The 16139-nt window shown below is 71.1% G+C and carries 13 protein-coding genes and 1 tRNA gene; 9 read left to right on the forward strand and 5 right to left on the reverse strand.

Translation table 11 applies throughout. From position 1 onward, the window contains the following. Nucleotides 1-65 precede the first annotated feature (65 nt). Together ACFQS2_RS08660 and ACFQS2_RS08665 are read right to left on the reverse strand one after the other, a co-directional pair. Nucleotides 66-1199 (reverse strand): trans-sulfuration enzyme family protein, encoded by a 1134-nt coding sequence (locus ACFQS2_RS08660; protein ID WP_377016211.1) that lies wholly within the window; start codon nt 1197-1199, stop codon nt 66-68. Between the two features lie 432 nt (nt 1200-1631). Then, on the reverse strand, nt 1632-2939 hold the full coding sequence (locus ACFQS2_RS08665) for an MFS transporter (protein ID WP_377016209.1): 1308 nt from the start codon (nt 2937-2939) through the stop codon (nt 1632-1634). Nucleotides 2940-3095: 156 nt separating this feature from the next. On the opposite strand from ACFQS2_RS08665, the gene ACFQS2_RS08670 reads away from it, so the two are divergent. Beyond that, nucleotides 3096-4187 (forward strand): ROK family protein, encoded by a 1092-nt coding sequence (locus tag ACFQS2_RS08670; protein ID WP_377016207.1) that lies wholly within the window; start codon nt 3096-3098, stop codon nt 4185-4187. A gap of 139 nt (nt 4188-4326) precedes the next feature. Here ACFQS2_RS08670 and ACFQS2_RS08675 read toward each other — a convergent pair whose 3' ends face one another. Next, nucleotides 4327-5091, reverse strand: coding sequence for a YggS family pyridoxal phosphate-dependent enzyme (locus ACFQS2_RS08675; RefSeq protein WP_377793389.1), 765 nt, complete (start codon nt 5089-5091; stop codon nt 4327-4329). 57 nt (nt 5092-5148) lie between these two features. Next, nucleotides 5149-5222: transfer RNA gene (locus tag ACFQS2_RS08680), tRNA-Leu, on the reverse strand. A gap of 56 nt (nt 5223-5278) precedes the next feature. Between ACFQS2_RS08680 and ACFQS2_RS08685 the strand changes: the two genes are divergently transcribed. The 3 genes from ACFQS2_RS08685 (at nt 5279) to ACFQS2_RS08695 (ending at nt 8386) form a co-directional block, all read left to right on the forward strand. Beyond that, nucleotides 5279-7441: a helicase-associated domain-containing protein gene (locus ACFQS2_RS08685; RefSeq protein WP_377793390.1), complete on the forward strand. Its 2163-nt coding sequence runs from the start codon at nt 5279-5281 to the stop codon at nt 7439-7441. Between the two features lie 208 nt (nt 7442-7649). Further along, nucleotides 7650-7940, forward strand: a complete 291-nt coding sequence (locus tag ACFQS2_RS08690; RefSeq protein WP_377016201.1) for a hypothetical protein — start codon at nt 7650-7652, stop codon at nt 7938-7940. A gap of 176 nt (nt 7941-8116) precedes the next feature. Beyond that, a complete protein-coding gene (locus tag ACFQS2_RS08695; RefSeq protein ID WP_377016199.1) occupies nt 8117-8386 on the forward strand; it encodes a hypothetical protein in 270 nt (89 codons plus the stop codon). Between the two features lie 134 nt (nt 8387-8520). Here the strand turns inward: ACFQS2_RS08695 and gndA are convergent, their stop codons facing one another. After that, a complete protein-coding gene (gndA, locus tag ACFQS2_RS08700; protein WP_377793391.1) occupies nt 8521-9984 on the reverse strand; it encodes an NADP-dependent phosphogluconate dehydrogenase in 1464 nt (487 codons plus the stop codon). A gap of 305 nt (nt 9985-10289) precedes the next feature. Between gndA and ACFQS2_RS08705 the strand changes: the two genes are divergently transcribed. The 5 genes from ACFQS2_RS08705 (at nt 10290) to ACFQS2_RS08725 (ending at nt 16063) form a co-directional block, all read left to right on the forward strand. Then, entirely contained in the window at nt 10290-11165 is an 876-nt protein-coding gene (locus ACFQS2_RS08705) for a hypothetical protein (RefSeq protein ID WP_377793392.1), read from the forward strand. Nucleotides 11166-11299: 134 nt separating this feature from the next. Continuing rightward, nucleotides 11300-12955, forward strand: a complete 1656-nt coding sequence (locus ACFQS2_RS08710; RefSeq protein ID WP_377793393.1) for a DNA repair helicase XPB — start codon at nt 11300-11302, stop codon at nt 12953-12955. A gap of 180 nt (nt 12956-13135) precedes the next feature. Further along, a complete protein-coding gene (locus ACFQS2_RS08715; protein WP_377793394.1) occupies nt 13136-13675 on the forward strand; it encodes a lipopolysaccharide assembly protein LapA domain-containing protein in 540 nt (179 codons plus the stop codon). 54 nt (nt 13676-13729) lie between these two features. Then, nucleotides 13730-14449: a response regulator transcription factor gene (locus ACFQS2_RS08720; protein ID WP_377016189.1), complete on the forward strand. Its 720-nt coding sequence runs from the start codon at nt 13730-13732 to the stop codon at nt 14447-14449. A 3-nt stretch (nt 14450-14452) separates the two neighbouring features. After that, nucleotides 14453-16063, forward strand: coding sequence for an ATP-binding protein (locus ACFQS2_RS08725; protein WP_377793395.1), 1611 nt, complete (start codon nt 14453-14455; stop codon nt 16061-16063). Nucleotides 16064-16139: the final 76 nt, after the last annotated feature.

Raw genomic sequence — 16139 nt, forward strand, 5'->3', positions numbered from 1 at the left:
CCAGCCCCAGCGGGTCTCCGCGGGACCTGAACCCAGCCCCAGCCCCAACCCCAGCGGGCCGGAGCTCAGCGGGCGGCGGCGAGCGCCTGGTCCAGATCCTCGATCAGGTCGGCGACGTCCTCGATGCCGACGGAGAGCCGCAGCAGCTCGTCGGAGATCCCGGCGTTGGCGCGTGCCTGCGGCGTCATGGCTTCGTGGGTCATCACCGCGGGGCGGCAGATGAGCGACTCCACGCCGCCGAGGCTCACCGCGTAGGCCGGATAGCGCAGCGCGCGCAGGAAGGCCACCCGGTCCAGCTCCGGGGCGAGCTCGAAGGAGAGGACCGCCCCGGTTCCGCTGGCCTGGGAGGCATGGATGCGGGCCTCCTCCTCGCTGTGGGAGCCGGGGTAGAGAACCCGGGCGATGTCATCCCGGGCGCGCAGGGCCTCGACGATCGCGAGAGCGTTGTCCTGCTGCCGCTGAAGGCGCAGCGGCAGGGTCTTGAGGTCCTGGATCAGGCGGAAGGATTCCCCCGGGGACAGCACTCCGCCCTGAGCCTTCTGCGCGAGCGCGTAGGCCTCGGCGAGATTGTCGTCGTTCGTGGTGATGGTGCCGGCCAGCAGATCCGAGTGGCCGGCGAGGTACTTGGTGGCGGACTGGACCACGACGTCGGCCCCCAGGTCGAGGGGACGCTGCAGGACCGGGGTCATGAACGTGTTGTCGACGATCACCAGTGCGCCGTGGCGATGGGCGAGGTCGACCAGGCGACGCAGGTCGGTGATCCGCAGCGTGGGGTTGGCCGGGGTCTCCATGAAGATCGCCTTGGTGGCGGGGGTGAAGTCCGCGTCGGTGAGCTCTCCGAGGTCGTCCACGAAGCGGCTGGTGACGCCCCGGCCGGGCAGCACCAGGTCGACGAAGCGGTAGGTGCCGCCGTACACGCTGGCCGGCAGGATCACCTCGTCGCCCACCTCGAGGGTGGACAGGGACGCGGCGGTGGCAGCCATGCCGGAGGCGAAGGCGAAGCCGTGCTCGGCCCCCTCGAGCGTGGCCAGAACCGTCTCGAGCTGCGCCCGCGTGGGGTTGGAGCCGCGCTGGTAGGCGTACGCACCGTCCTCGACCCCGGGGTCGAGCTCGAAGGTGGAGGCGTAGTGCACCGGAGGGACGACGGCTCCGTGCTCATGGTCCCTGAGGGTCTGCACGGCGGCGGTCTGGATGTGCACGGGGCCTCCACGTAGGTCGGGGCGGGGAACGTCGGCTCGGAGCATCGATCCGACCCGACGAGGTCTGGCCGGAGCGTCGATCCGGCCGGACGATGTCGGGGCGGACGGTCAGGCCCTCGGGAGAGCGCCCGAAGGACCCGGCCACTCTAGGCACCGGCAACCCCCGCTCCGGGAGCCAGATGTCCGAGTGTGACGCCGCCGTCGCCCGTCCGAGTCACAACCCGGGCCTCGTCGTGACCGACCGCGCCGCACGGATACCGGTGACCACACACGGGACTAGACCACCCGGCCCGTGACCACGCCCGGGATGTCACCACCCGGCCCGTGACCACACCCGGGACGTGAGTCGAGGTCGCCCTACTCTGTGCAGGGCGACCTCGACTGAGCTCCCGTCGACGGTCAGCGCCGGCCTGCGGTGACCGGCAGGACCGCTCAGGCGTGCACCGGCACCGCGGGGATCGAGTCGGTGGTGGCCGGCTCGTGGCGGCGCAGCATCTCCAGGGTCCGGCGGGCACGCACCCGCAGGGCCACCAGCGTCGCGGCGACCAGCGAGAAGCCGAGCACCGACAGGATGATCGAGACCACCATCGGGGCCTCGTAGCCGAACCCGGCTGCGATCACGGCGCCACCGAGGGAGGCACCGAGAGCGTTGGCGACGTTGAACGCGGCGTGGTTCAGGGACGCGCCGAGCACCTCGGAGCGGCGGGCCACCCGGATCAGCCAGGTCTGCATCGCGGGGTTCAGCGACGCGTTGGTCACGTTGACCACGAAGAACCCGACCAGCAGCGCGGCCAGCGACGTGTGGGCGACCAGGAACAGGCCGACCAGCGAAGCGATGTACAGCGGGAAGCCGATCATCAGGGTGCCGTTCAGCGAACGGTCCGTGGTGGCACCGCCGATGAGGTTGCCGACGGTCATGCCCAGACCGGCCGCTGCCAGCACCCAGGGGACGGCGGCCGCGGGGGCACCGGTGACGTTGGTGGTGATGTCGGCGACGTAGCTGAAGACCGCGAAGGCGCCGGCGAACCCGACGGCGGCGATGCCCATGATGACCCACAGCTGCAGGCGGCGCAGCGCCATGACCTCGTCGACCATGCGCCGGCCCGCCACCTTCTCCTCCCGCGGGACCGTCAGGCGCAGCGCGGTGACGGTGGCCACGAAGATCAGGGTGATCAGCAGGTACACGGCACGCCAGCCGGCGACCTGGCCCACGGCGGTCAGCACGGGCACGCCGGCGAGGTTGGCGACGGTGAGACCGGACAGCGCCAGGGCCACGCCCTTGCCCTGATTCCCCGGCCCCATCAGCGAGGCGGCGAGCAGGGAGGCGACGCCGAAGTAGGCGCCGTGCGGGATGCCGGCGAGGAACCGGGCGAACACGGTCAGCTCGAAGGTGGGCATGATCGCCGAGAGCACGGTGCCCACTGCCAGGGCGCCGGCGAGGGCGACGATCATGCCTGAACGGCTCCAGCGCACCGAGAGCAGGGCGAGCACCGGGGCGCCGACGACGACGCCGAGCGCGTAGGCGGAGATGGCCAGTCCGGCCTGGGCGATCCCCGACTCGGGATCGCCTGCCATCTGTTCGGGCAGCAGGCCGTGGGCGATACCCGGCAGCAGGCCCATGGTCACGAACTCCGAGGAGCCGATGCCGAACCCGCCCAGGGCGAGAGCGAACAGCGCCAGGCGGCGACGGGCGGGGGTGATGCCCGGGGGTGCGGAACGGGTGATGTCGATGGTGGTCATGAGTGATCCTCGGTCTTCGAGAGCGTGCGTGCGGTGAGGGCTCCATCGACCCGAGACCCACAATAAGGCAACGCTGTTGCGTTACGTCAAGGGTGGGGCGGCACCGACCCGCCCGACGACGACTCGTGTCACACCGTGCGTGCAAAGATGGGCGGAATGAGACCGACCAGCCCCTTGGACCGCGTCGCCGGCGCGCACGACGCCGCCGTGCTCGCCCTCGCCCGACGGGGCGAGCCCGTCTCCCGGGGCGAGCTGGCCGAGGCCATGCAGGTCACTCCCCAGGCCGTCTCGAAGATCCTGTCCCGCCTGACGGACCGCGGGCTGATGAGCGAGGTCGGCACGATCACCCCGGGGCCGGGCAAACCGACCACCCTGTACAGCATCGTCCCCTCCTCCCGACGGGCGATCGGGCTGCACCTGACGCGCTCACGGGTCCATGGCGTGGTGGTGGATCTCGCCGGCGAGATCCTGGAGCGGCGCGAGCTGGAGACGGGCCGCCTGCAGCCCGTGCCGGAGCTCATCGAGACGCTCGCCGCCGAGACCCGCGCGCTGGCCGACACCGGCCCCGGCGACCTGCTGGGCGTGGGCATCGGGATGCCCGGACCGGTGGACTGGGCCGAGGGCGTCTACCGCGGGACCTCCGAGCCCGACGCGTGGAGCGGCGCCCCGATCAGGCAGCTGCTGCTCGAGGAGCTCGGGATGCCGGTGCTGCTGGATCACGACTCCCTCGCGGCGCTCGTCGGCGAGAAGTGGTCGCAGCCGGGCCTGCTGGATCATGCCGCGCTGGTGCTGGTCGAGGACGGGCTGGGGGCGAGCCTGTGCCTGGACGGCGCCATCGTGCGCGGCGCCCATTCCCACGCCGGCGAGGCCGGGCACACCGTGGTCCGGATGGGCGGGGTGCTCTGCTCGTGCGGTCGCCGCGGGTGCGCGCAGGCGGAGTACCAGGCCGCCCTCGCCGAGGACGACGAGGACCGCGCCGCCGACGTGCTGGCCACCGTCGTGCTGAACCTGGTGCGCCTGGCCGACGTGGATCGCGTGGTCCTGGGAGGGCGCACCGTCTACGCGCACCACGCGACGTCGATGGACGCGATCCGGCGCGCACTGGCCGAGAGCCTCGAGGCTGAGCCGTGGCTGCACGTCGAGGTGATGCTCTCCACGCGCGGCACGGACCTGATCGCGGTCGGGGCGGCCTGCGAGGTGCTCGAGCACGAGTACGGGCTGCCGCAGGCCCTGGTCCTCCCCGACTGAGCCCCGGCGAACGGGGAAGCCTCTCCGAGCCGGTGCCGGCGAGTCACCGCCGCGTTCCGAGAAGTGCCACGACCCCGGTACCTCTCGGAACACGGCACGGTCGCGAGAGCGTGGAAGACATCGCGCTCGGCGACCGACGTCATTGCGCGCGGGGGCCGAACACGGCGGAGCCGACCCGGACGATGGTCGCGCCTTCGTCCACCGCGATCTCGAGGTCGCCGCTCATCCCCATCGAGAGCTGCTCGAACTCCGGGAGGTCGTGCTGCCGGCGGATGTCATCGCGCAGTTCCCGCAAACCGCGGAGCGAAGCCCGCACCGCGCGCTCATCAGTGGTGTTGGCGCCGATGGTCATGAGGCCGACGGGCCGCAGGGTCTCGCTCGCCCGGAGCCGCTGGATGATCGGGCCGAGGGCCTCGGTGGTGGGCGCGAAGCCACCCTTGGATTCCTCGCCGGAGGTGTTGACCTGGATCAGCACGTCCCGGGCGAGGCCGGCCATCGCGGCCCGGCGTTCGAGGGCGTCGGCGATCTCCACCCGGTCGACGCTGTGGATGAGCTCGGCGAAGGCGACCACGTCGCGCGCCTTGTTCGTCTGCAGGCGGCCGATGAAGTGGCGCGGCACGCCGTTGTCCGCGAGCAGCGGGTCGGCGTGCTTGGCGATCTCCTGGGCGCGGTTCTCCCCCACGGCGATCCGCCGATCGCGAGCACGCAGGAGATCGATCACGGCGGCGATCTCCTCAGGTGTGCGCGTCTTGGTGGCCAGCAACAGCGTGATCTCCCGACCGTCGCGGCCGGCCCGCGCCACCGCACCGTCGATGCGCGAGAGCACCTCGTCGAGTCGGGCGGCGACCCGAGCTGTCGGTGCGGAGGAGGGCTCGTCGTCGGAGGCGGAAGCGGGCGAGGTCATGTGCTCCATTGTGACGCGTCATCTCTGACGGAGCATTCCTCGAGGCGACCCGAGCAGTACCCCCAACGGGACTCGAACCCGTACTGTGCCGATTTTAAGTCGGCCGCCTCTGCCGATTGGGCTATGGGGGCGTGCCGCGGCGCCCTGGCGGCCCGCGTCACGGCTTCACCCTATGCTGGAGCCCATCATGACCGCTGTGATCCGGTCCCTCGCGGACTCCCTGCGCCGGTTCGGTGACGACCGCCTGGAGGCCCTGCTCGTCGCCCGACCGGACCTCGCCTCGCCCTTGCCGGGTGGCATCGGCCCGCTCGCCGCCCGCGCCGCCGGGGCCACCTCCGCGCGCCGCGCACTGGAGTCGCTCACCCTCCCCGAGCTGCATCTGGTCGAGACGCTGGCGGTGCTCGAGGACGGAGCTTCCCCGCAGGCTGTGGCCGATGCGGTCTCCTCGGATCCGGCGACCGTCTCCCCCGGGCTCGAAAGACTGACCACCCTCGCCCTGATCTGGGGCGAGGACGAGCTGCATCTGATCCGGCCGCTGCGGGACGGGCTGCGCACACCGGCCGGCCTCGCTCCGGGGCGTCCGTCGGACCCCACCGCCGACGAGGCCGCCGGCCTGGTGGCCACCGCCCGGACGACCATGCCGGAGGTCCTCGAGACCCTGGCCTGGGGTCCTGCCGAGGTGCAGGGCGAGGGACGCCTCGCCTCGGCCCTGCAGGAGGCGGGCATCGTGGTCGCCGACGAGTCCGGCTCCCGGTACATTCCCCGCTCGGTCCACCTGGCCCTGCGCGAGGGCAGGGTGCGCCGCACCTACGTCGCCCACCGGCCGGCCCCGGACGGCCCCGAGGTCACCGAACGCATCCCCGGCTCCCGGGCGGCGCAGGCCGTCGAGAGAGCATTCGAGGCCCTGCGCCTGCTGGGCACGGTGCGCAGCTTCGACGACGATCCCCCGGGGGTGCTGCGGCGCGGCGGCATCCCCCAGCGCGATCTGCGCCGGCTCGCCGACCGGGCAGGGGTGCCCGTCGTCACCTACGCCACCGTGCTGCAGTCCGCCTGGCAGGCTGGACTGATCGGGCACGACGGCCAGGAATGGCACCCCACCCGCGACTGGGACACCCACCGCGTCCAGAGCGCCGAGCAGCGCTGGGCCGAACTGGTGCTGGCATGGGCGCGTGGCCACCACCTGGCGGCCGTGGTCGGCACGCCGGACGCCTCGGGGACCGGGCGCCCGCTGCTGTCCGAGCACACGCGACGCGACGGCGTGCGCACCCGCCGCGGCAGCCTGTTGCGCACCCTGCGCACCTCCCCCACGATCGCGGCGACGAAGGACTCACTGGTCGACTCCCTGTCCTGGGCATTCCCCCTGGTCCCAGCCGACGTGATCGAGGAGGAGACGGCCGCGCTGCTGAGCGAGGGCGAGGCGCTCGGAGTCCTGGACAGCGGCGCCCTGAGCGTTCTCGGCCAGGCGCTCGTCCCCGCGCTCGACGAGGACGTCACCGAGGCCGACGCCCGGCTCGCCGGGGCCCTGCGCGACGCCGCTCCGCCGCCGGTCGACGAGGTGCTGCTGGACGCCGATCTGACCGTCGTCGTGCCCGGCCGCCCCTCCGAACGCCTGCTGCCGCTGCTGGACTGGACCGACGTCGTCTCCCGGGGCGGCGCGCTCACCCTGCGGTTCTCCGCCACGTCCGTCCGCCGCGCCCTGGCCGCGGGACGGGACGCGGAGGCACTGCGGTCGCTGCTCGAGGAGACCTCGCGATCTCCCATCCCCCAGGGGCTGGACTACCTGCTGCGCGATGAACAGCGTCGCCACGGCAGGGTCCAGGTCGCGCGGGCGAGCACCGTGCTGACCGCGGAGGCCGACGTGCTGGATCTGCTGCAGGTCGCCCCCGAGGCATCCGCCCTGACTCTGCGCCGGCTCGCACCCACCGTCGCCGTGACGCTCTCCGATCCGGGATTCGCGCTCCAGGTCGCCCGCCAGGCCGGGCTCTCCCCGCAGGCCGTCGGGCCGGACGGCCGCACTGCCGGATCGGAGCTGGCCCACTCGCTCGCCGGCGGGCCGCCCGACCCCGACCTGGTGACCGTCGACGGCCCCGAGCTCCGCCTGCCGCCCGCCGAGGCGGTGGCCCGGATCCGCGCCGCGGAGGACGGGGCGACGGATCTGACCGTCACCGACCGCCTGCTGGATGCGATCGCCCAGGGCAGCGAGATCGCGCTGGGCATCGTCGACGGGCGCGGCGGCGTCGTGGTCAAGCAGGCTCGTCCGGTCTCGCTCGAGGGAGGGCGTCTTCGCGCGAGGGAGACCGGGCGCGGAGAGGAATTCACCGTGCTCGTGCATCGAGTGACCCTGGGCTGATCCTCCCGGTGATCCCCCGGCCCGGAGGATACCGACAAGTCATTGAAAAATTGTTTACGCCCGTCCTGTCGTGGGGCGTTCTCTGCTGGCGGAGATGGCGCTGACTCTGGTTATGATTCCTCTCGGCCTCCGAGCGGAGCGAGCCCGCGGCGAATGCAGTGCCGCGGGCACAGAACCCACCCCGCAGGAATGACGAAGGGACCACCTCATGACCGACCAGAACTTCACCTACGCCGCAGGCGGCGGCCAGGCTCCTGTGAGCAAGACCAAGTGGATCGTGCAGCTGGTGCTCTCCGTCGTCTGCCTCGGCAACGTCGTCACCCTGATCCTCGCCATCCTCGGCCTGGTCAACGCCGACAAAGACCTCGCGACCGCGAACAAGTACTACAAGTGGGGCTGGATCGCCTATGCGATCGGCGTCGTCCTGTGGATCCTGGGCATCATCGCCTACTTCGTCTTCATCGGCGCGATGATCGCGAATACCCCGACCACGTACTGACAGCGCTCGGGCGCTTCGCCTGCGGGCCCGCCCATGGGGAGTTGTCCCCATGGGCGGGCCCGCAGGCATTCGGATACCATTCCGTCTGCCAGGAACGGAACGACGAAAACGCCTGACCTGGGGACCGCGCGCATACAGCGTCCGGCGCACGATCATCAGGAAGAAGGAGCTCTCCCATGACCGCACCCATCTCCGGCCCCGACGTCGAGCAGATCAAGAAGAACGCCCTCATCGCGACCATCGTCGGATTCGTCTGCGGCGGCGTCATCTCCGGCGTTCTCGGCCTCCTGGGCTACCTGAAGGCCGACGAGGAGCCGGAGACAGCGAGGAAGTTCACCAAGTGGGCCTGGATCGCCTTCGCGATCGCCTGGGCTCTCGCCATCCTCTTGGTCATCGCGTACTTCGTCATCATCTTCCTCGTCGTGGGTGCCTCCACGCAGATGTGATCGGGATCGTCGAGGGGAAAAGCCCCGGACCACAGCGGTCCGGGGCTTTTCTGTGCGCTCTGGATGGCACGTGCCCTGCACAGCGGCGCGCGAACGCTGCCTTTCGGAGCGGGGCGTGAGATCGAGCGGGTCGATCAGCCGTCCTGGCGCGTCTCCCGACGGTCCTCGGACCACTCGACGTGGAAGGTGCCCTCGCCGTCGTCACGCTGGTAGGTGTGCGCCCCGAAGTAGTCGCGCTGAGCCTGGACCAGCGCTGCGGGCAGGCGTTCGGCGCGCACCGCGTCGTAGTAGGACAGGGTGGAGGCGAACACCGGGACCGGGTAGCCGCTGGCGGCCGCGAAGGCCACGACCCGCCGCCAGGCCGGGACGCACTTGGCGATCTCGGTGGCGAAGTAGTCGTCGGCCAGCAGCAGAGCTAGCTTCGGATCGCGCTCGTACGCCTCGGTGATGCGGTTGAGGAAGCGGGCGCGGATGATGCAGCCGCCGCGCCAGATCTTGGCCATGTCACCGAGGGTGATGTCCCAGCCGTACTCGTCGGCGCCCTTGGCGATCTCGTCGAAGCCCTGCGAGTAGGAGACGAGCTTCGCGGCGTACAGGGCCTTCTGCAGGTCGTCGATGAACTGGGCGCGATCCTCGATCTCGAGCTGCTGGGTCTCGCCGGCCAGGACACCGCGGGCGGCCTCGCGCTGGGGGACGGAGCCGGAGACGGAGCGGGCGAAGGTGGCCTCGGCGATGCCGGTGACCGGCACGCCCAGGTCCAGTGCGGTCTGGACGGTCCAGGCGCCGGTGCCCTTCTGAGCGGCCTGGTCACGGACGATGTCGACGAACGGCTTGCCGGTGGTGGCGTCGGTGTGGCGGAGCACCTCGGCGGTGATCTCGATGAGGAAGGACTCGAGGTCCCCCTTGTTCCACTCGTCGAACTGGTCGCCGATCTCGGAGGCGCCCATGCCCAGGGCCTTGGACATGAGGTCGTAGGCCTCCGAGATGACCTGCATGTCGGCGTACTCGATGCCGTTGTGCACCATCTTCACGAAATGGCCGGCGCCGTCTGCCCCGATGTAGGTGCAGCAGGGCTCGCCGTCGACGTGCGCGGAGATCTTCTCGAACATCGGGCCGAGGCGGTCGTAGGACTCCTTCGTGCCGCCGGGCATGATCGAGGGGCCGTTCAGAGCGCCCTCCTCGCCTCCGGAGACGCCGGAGCCGACGAAGTGCAGGCCGCGCTCGCGCAGGGCGGCCTCGCGGCGGCGGGTGTCGGTGAACAGGGCGTTGCCGGCGTCGACGATGATGTCGCCCTCGTCCATCAGGGAGGCGAGCTCATCGATCACGGCGTCGGTGGGACCGCCGGCCTTGACCATGATGATCGCGACGCGCGGCTTCTGCAGCGAGGCGACGAAGTCCTCCATGGACTCGGAGGGGTAGAACTCGCCGTCGCCGCCGTGCTCGGCGATGACCGCTTCGGTCTTGCCCACGCTGCGGTTGTGGATGGCGACCTTGAAGCCGTTGCGGGCGAAGTTGCGGGCCAGGTTCGAGCCCATCACCGCCATTCCGGTGACGCCGATGTCCGCGACATCGGCGGGGGACGGATCGAAGCTTGCCATGGGATCTCCTCATGTCGAGTGATAGTCGAGCCGGGCCGGACCGCTGGGCCGACGAGGTCGGCCGAGGGCGGGTCCCGGTCCATCGTCGTCCATTCTAGGGATGCGGGGCCGGTTGCTCCGGTGCGTGCCGATCCTTGCCGCCGTCAACGCCACGGATAACCCCACGGATCCGGGACCGTCGTGGATGGTCCGCGGCCCGCCGGTCCCCGTACGGTAGAGCCGTCCCCGAGCGCTGCGCGTCCACCGTGCGCGTCACTGCCAGCCGTCCGGCGCGGGACCAGAGCCCTGCGAAAGAGAACCCCGTGATGACCGTTCCCTCCTCGCCGCACGAGCCGGCCGATCCGCATCCCGGCTCTGATCCATCGTCGCGCTCAGGCGCCGCGCCGCAGGGCACCCCGGGGCGGTACGGACAGCCGGCGCCTCACGGCACGCCGGCCCAGGCCGGGCATCCGGCTGCGATGCGCGGGCCGCTGCCGGGCACCGACCTGGCCTCCGACCTCGGGGCGGCGATGAAATTCTCCGGCAATGCGCTGCTGCGCAACCCGGTCTCCTATCTGGTCGTCGGACTCATCTACTCCGTGATCATCGGTGTCCTGATCTTCGGCGGGATCGCCGCGGGGATAACGGTGATGATCTCGCGGATGCATCAATGGCAGGTCACGGAGCCGGCCGGGACCGTCCCGCTGGGCGAGATCCTGCTGTTCTACGCAGGCTTCTTCGCCGTCGCGCTGCTGGCCGTCCCGTTCGCGCTGCTGTGGCAGTCGGGCTCCGCCCGGGCCGCGGAGGTGATCCTCGAAGGCGGTCGGCCGACGATCCGGCAGGCCCTCATCGGCTCCGGTCGAGTGCTCCTGACCGCCCTGCTGGTCGGTGCGATCACCCTCGTCGGGACCCTGCTGCTCTACATCCCGGGCCTGGTCGCGGCCGTCGCGCTCGTCTTCGCCGTGCCCGCCGCAGCTCGCGGCGCCTCCCCGGTCGAGGCCGTCAAGGAGAGCTTCCAGCTGGCCAGGAGCAACCTCGCCACCACTATCGTGACCTACCTGATCCTCAGCGTGATCGCCTCCGTCGCCGGTTCCCTGATCATCCCCCTGCTCGTCGTGCTTCCCTTCTCGCTGCTGTTCGAGCTGGGCATGTACGAACGGCTCAAGGGCCGGGAGCTGCCGGACCCCGCGCGAGGGGCATGAGCTGCGCGAGCCGGTCCGGGCCGCGGCCTGAGACCGGGGCACGCCTCGTACCGCTCCCACCGCGGCCGGGCGGCGGACGAGTCCCGCCTCACCCGGCCGGCCAGCTGTCGCCGGTCGCGGCGTAGCCTGAGGGGATGAGCGATGGCCCCCTGATCGTCCAGAGCGACAAGTCACTCCTGCTCGAGGTCGCCCATCCGCAAGCGCCGGCCGCGCGGGCCTCGATCGCCGCCTTCGCCGAGCTCGAGCGGGCCCCGGAGCACGTCCACACCTACCGCATCACCGACCTCGGCCTGTGGAACGCCCGCGCCGCCGGGTACGACGCCGAATCGGTCGTCGCCGCGCTGGTGGACAACTCCCGGTACCCGGTCCCCCACTCCCTGCTGATCGACGTGGCGGACACGATGGACCGCTACGGCCGGCTGCAGCTGCAGTCCCGTCCCACGCACGGCCTCGTGCTGCACGCGGTCGACCGGACCGTGCTCGAGGAGGTCTCGCGGGCGAAGCGGGTCCAGGGCATGCTCGGTGCCCGCCTGGACGAGGCCACAGTCATCGTCCACCCCTCGGAGCGCGGCGCCCTCAAGCAGGCGCTGCTCAAGCTCGGCTGGCCCGCGGAGGACCAGGCTGGCTACATCGACGGCGAGGCCCACGCCATCGCGCTGCGCGAGGACGACTGGCAGCTGCGCCCGTATCAGGCCGAGGCCGTCGACGGGTTCCGCCACGGCGGCAGCGGTGTGGTCGTCCTGCCCTGCGGTGCCGGGAAGACCCTGGTGGGCGCCGGCGCCATGGCCGCGATGCAGCGCACCACGCTGATCCTGGTGACCTCCACGGTCTCCGCTCGGCAGTGGAAGTCCGAACTGCTGCGGCGCACCACGTTGACCGAGGACGAGATCGGAGAGTACTCCGGTGCCTCGAAGGAGATCCGCCCGGTGACGATCGCGACGTACCAGGTGCTCACGATGAAGCGGAAGGGCATCCACCCCCACCTCGAGCTCATGAGCGCCCGCGACTGGGGACTGATCGTCTACGACGAGGTCCATCTGCTGCCCGCCCCCGTCTTCCGCATGACCGCCGATCTGCAGGCTCGCCGGCGGCTCGGGCTGACGGCGACGCTGGTGCGCGAGGACGGTCGTGAGGGCGAGGTGTTCTCCCTGATCGGCCCCAAGCGGTACGACGCCCCGTGGAAGGACATTGAGACCCAGGGGTACATCGCCCCGGCCGACTGCACCGAGGTGCGCGTCGCGATGCCGTCGGAGGACCGCATGGCCTACGCCATGGCCGAGGCCGAGGACCGGCCCCGCCTGGGGGCCGCCCATCCGGCGAAGATCCCCGTCGTCCAGCAGATCGCGCAGCGCCACGAGGGTGAGCTGATGCTGGTGATCGGCCAGTACATCGACCAGCTCGAGGAGCTCGCGGAGCAGCTGGGCGCCGATCTCATCACGGGGCAGACGCCGGTCAGGCGCCGCCAGGAGCTGTTCGATGCCTTCCGCGCCGGGGAGGTCACGCGCCTGGTGGTCTCCAAGGTCGCGAACTTCTCCATCGACCTGCCGGAGGCCTCCGTCGCGGTCCAGGTCAGCGGCGCCTTCGGGTCCCGCCAGGAGGAGGCTCAGCGCCTGGGACGCCTGCTGCGCCCCAAGGCCGACGGGCGCACCGCACACTTCTACACCGTGGTCATGCGCGACACCCAGGATCAGGACTACGCCGCCCACCGCCAGCGGTTCCTGGCCGAGCAGGGCTACGCGTACACGATCGTGGACGCCGACGAGCTGGAGCGGGCGGCCGACGCCAGCTGAGCGAGCAGACCGGACCACGGCGGGCTGCTCACGCAGGGCAGGCCGACCGACCGGCCCGTCGGCGCACACGGAGGACGTATGTTCCGGAAGTTCCCAGGATCGATAGAGTGGGGTGTGCGGCGGCCTTGAGGACGAGGCCGCCGAGGGCACTTCCCCCGGCCCCGATATCGAGGAGCGACCATGAGCACAGGACCCCAGGACCCGGATCGTCCCGCCAGCCGTGCACCTGAGGCCGGCTCCGAGCCGGTGCGGCCCGCCGCGGGCGAGAACGTGCCTGCCACCGGCCCCGGCGCGTCCCAGCCGGCCGGCACCCCCTCGTCAGGGCGTCGAGCCGGCGAGCCCGTCGGCGACGACGGCACCGGCTCGCGGCCCGGGGCCACCTCTCCCCAGCAGGCCGGCACCGGCAAGCGCGCCGCGGAGGAGCCCGCCGAGACAGTGCCCTCCGGTGGTGGCACGACGGCCGGGCTGTGGATCGCGCTGATCCTCGGCGCCATCGTGCTGGTGCTGCTGCTGATCTTCGTCATCCAGAACAGCGAGACCGCGGCCTTCGAGTACTTCAACGCCCAGTTCGACCTGCCGCTCGGCGTCGCGATGCTGCTCGCGGCGATCGCCGGCGCGCTGGTGATGGCACTGGTCGGATCAGTGCGCATGATCCAGATGAGCTGGACGATCCGCCGCCTGCGCAAGGCACAGGAGAAGATCCATCGTGCGACCCGCTGACGTCGCCCAGCCGACGTCCAGCCGCCTCCCAACTCCGGGGAGGACCGTATCGCCATGACCACGACTGCAGACCAGGATTTCGAGGCACGACTGCTCGTCGTCGACGACGAGCCCAACATCCGCGACCTGCTCGCGACGTCGCTGCGCTTCGCCGGCTTCGAGGTGTTCACCGCCGCGACCGGCAACGAGGCGATCCGCGAGGCGACCGACAACCAGCCCGATCTCGTCGTCCTCGACGTGATGCTCCCGGACATGGACGGGTTCACCGTCACCCGCCGGCTGCGCGACCGCGGAGAGCAGTACCCGATCCTCTTCCTCACCGCCAAGGACGAGACCCAGGACAAGGTGGCGGGCCTCACGGTCGGCGGCGACGACTACGTCACCAAGCCGTTCAGCCTGGAGGAGGTCGTCGCGCGCATCCGCGCGGTGCTGCGACGCACCCACGGCGGGGCCGACCCCACGGTCGACAGCTCGCTGGTTGTCGGCGACCTCCGCCTGGACGAGGACTCCCACGAGGTCTATCGCGGTGACGTCACCATCGAGCTCTCCCCCACCGAGTTCAAGCTCCTGCGCTACCTGATGCTCAACGCCGGCCGCGTGGTGTCCAAGACGCAGATCCTCGATCACGTGTGGGACTACGACTGGTCCGGCGAAGTGGGCATCGTCGAGTCCTACATCTCGTATCTGCGTCGCAAGATCGACGTGATCGGCGAGCCGATGATCCACACCAAGCGCGGGATCGGCTACGTGCTGCGAGCCGCCGAAGGTTCCTGACGGTTGGCCCTGCCGAGTCCGCGCCCCGACCGGCCCGTGTCCCTGTGGACGCGGATCGTCGCGCTCATCTCCCTGCTGCTGGTCCTCGGCACCGTGCTCACCGGCAGCCTCTCGCTGTTCCTGCTCAACCGCACCCTGATCCAGTCGGTCGACAACAACCTCCACAACGGCATGGGCGAGATGCTCGAGCTGGCCGAGCACGAGCTGGCCGGCAACGACGTCTCCGTCCAGAACAGCCCCTACACCCCGGTCCAGTACGCCGTGGAGGTCCGCGACGAGAACGGGACCCAGGTCAAGAAGGTCGTGATCGACTACGAGGACCGTGACGTCGACATCCCGTTCCCGGACCTGACCGATGAGCAGATCGTCCAGCGCGGCGGCCGGCCATTCACGGTGGTCGACTCCGCCGAGAACCGGTGGCGCGCGGTGGCGATGCTCAATACCGGCCCGGACAAGGGCAGCGTGTACGTCGCCCTGCCGCTGGACGGCGTGGACCGCACCATGCACGAGATGGCGCTGATCATCGTGCTGGTGGGCACGCTGGTGGTGCTGGTCGGCATGGGGCTCGGCGGCTACATGACCCATCGTTCGCTGGAACCGCTCCAGGACGTGGAATCCACCGCTTCGCAGATCGCCGGCGGCGATCTCTCCCGGCGCGTCCCGGTCACGAGCACCAGCCTGGAGGTGCACGCGCTGGCGGTCTCGCTGAACGAGATGCTGGTGCGGATCGAGCAGTCCTTCGCCGCGCAGAAGGCCTCCGAGGAGCACGCCACCCGTTCCGAGGCCAAGATGCGCCGGTTCGTCGGGGACGCCTCCCATGAGCTGCGCACCCCGCTGGCTGCGATCCGCGGATTCGGCGAGCTGTACCGGATGGGTGCCCTGCGCAGCGACGAGGATGTCGCCTCGGCGATGCGCCGCATCGAGGACGAGGCCCGGCGGATGGGGTCGCTGGTGGAGAACCTGCTGCGGCTGGCCCGCCTCGACGAGAACCCGGACCTGCCGATGGAGCCCGTCGACCTGACCGACGCCCTGTTCGACGCCGCCCAGGATCTGCGCGCCCTGGACCCCTCACGGCAGGTCATGGTGACCTCGCTGTCCGGCACGCCGGTCTCCGTCCAGCCGCACCTGTCCATCGGGGTCCTCGGCGACGAGGCCTCACTGCGCCAGGTCATCCTCAACCTCGTGGCCAACGCGAACCGGCACACGCCCAAGGGCACCCCGGTCGAGATCGCGGTGGGCTACACCGAGCGCGGGACGGTGATGATCGAGGTGCGCGACCACGGGCACGGCATCGACGCCGACCACCGCGAGCGGGTCTTCGAGCGCTTCTACCGCACGGACCCCTCACGCGTCCGCTCGGCCACGGAGGGCGGCGGTGCGGGCCTGGGCCTGTCGATCGCCGCGACCATCGTCCAGCAGCACGGCGGCACCATCGGCGTGCACGAGACCCCGGGCGGCGGCTCCACCTTCTGGGTCGAGCTGCCGGCCGCCGAGATCGACGCGGAGCACCGCTCCCAGCCCGATCAGGTCCGGGCCCTGACCGAGCCCGAGGACGGCGAGAGCAGCGCCGACGGGGCCGACGGGGAGGACGACGAACCGACGGACCAGCGCTAGGACGGACCAGCGCTCGGCGGCGCCGGAGCACCAGAGGACGGGCGGCAGAGGCCGCCGCCGAGACGGACGTCGCCTC

Source organism: Brachybacterium sp. GCM10030267, from assembly GCF_042666875.1.
Classification (GTDB): Bacteria; Actinomycetota; Actinomycetes; order Actinomycetales; family Dermabacteraceae; genus Brachybacterium.

Bases quoted from the DNA above. Each gene is read 5' to 3' on its own strand.
- ACFQS2_RS08710 (WP_377793393.1), top strand. From the start codon at position 11,300: ATGAGCGATGGCCCCCTGATCGTCCAGAGCGACAAGTCACTCCTGCTC.
- ACFQS2_RS08675 (WP_377793389.1), bottom strand. From the start codon at position 5,091: ATGACCTCGCCCGCTTCCGCCTCCGACGACGAGCCCTCCTCCGCACCG.
- ACFQS2_RS08720 (WP_377016189.1), top strand. From the start codon at position 13,730: ATGACCACGACTGCAGACCAGGATTTCGAGGCACGACTGCTCGTCGTC.
- ACFQS2_RS08685 (WP_377793390.1), top strand. From the start codon at position 5,279: ATGACCGCTGTGATCCGGTCCCTCGCGGACTCCCTGCGCCGGTTCGGT.
- ACFQS2_RS08715 (WP_377793394.1), top strand. From the start codon at position 13,136: ATGAGCACAGGACCCCAGGACCCGGATCGTCCCGCCAGCCGTGCACCT.
- ACFQS2_RS08705 (WP_377793392.1), top strand. From the start codon at position 10,290: ATGACCGTTCCCTCCTCGCCGCACGAGCCGGCCGATCCGCATCCCGGC.
- ACFQS2_RS08665 (WP_377016209.1), bottom strand. From the start codon at position 2,939: ATGACCACCATCGACATCACCCGTTCCGCACCCCCGGGCATCACCCCC.
- ACFQS2_RS08670 (WP_377016207.1), top strand. From the start codon at position 3,096: ATGAGACCGACCAGCCCCTTGGACCGCGTCGCCGGCGCGCACGACGCC.
- ACFQS2_RS08690 (WP_377016201.1), top strand. From the start codon at position 7,650: ATGACCGACCAGAACTTCACCTACGCCGCAGGCGGCGGCCAGGCTCCT.
- ACFQS2_RS08695 (WP_377016199.1), top strand. From the start codon at position 8,117: ATGACCGCACCCATCTCCGGCCCCGACGTCGAGCAGATCAAGAAGAAC.
- gndA (WP_377793391.1), bottom strand. From the start codon at position 9,984: ATGGCAAGCTTCGATCCGTCCCCCGCCGATGTCGCGGACATCGGCGTC.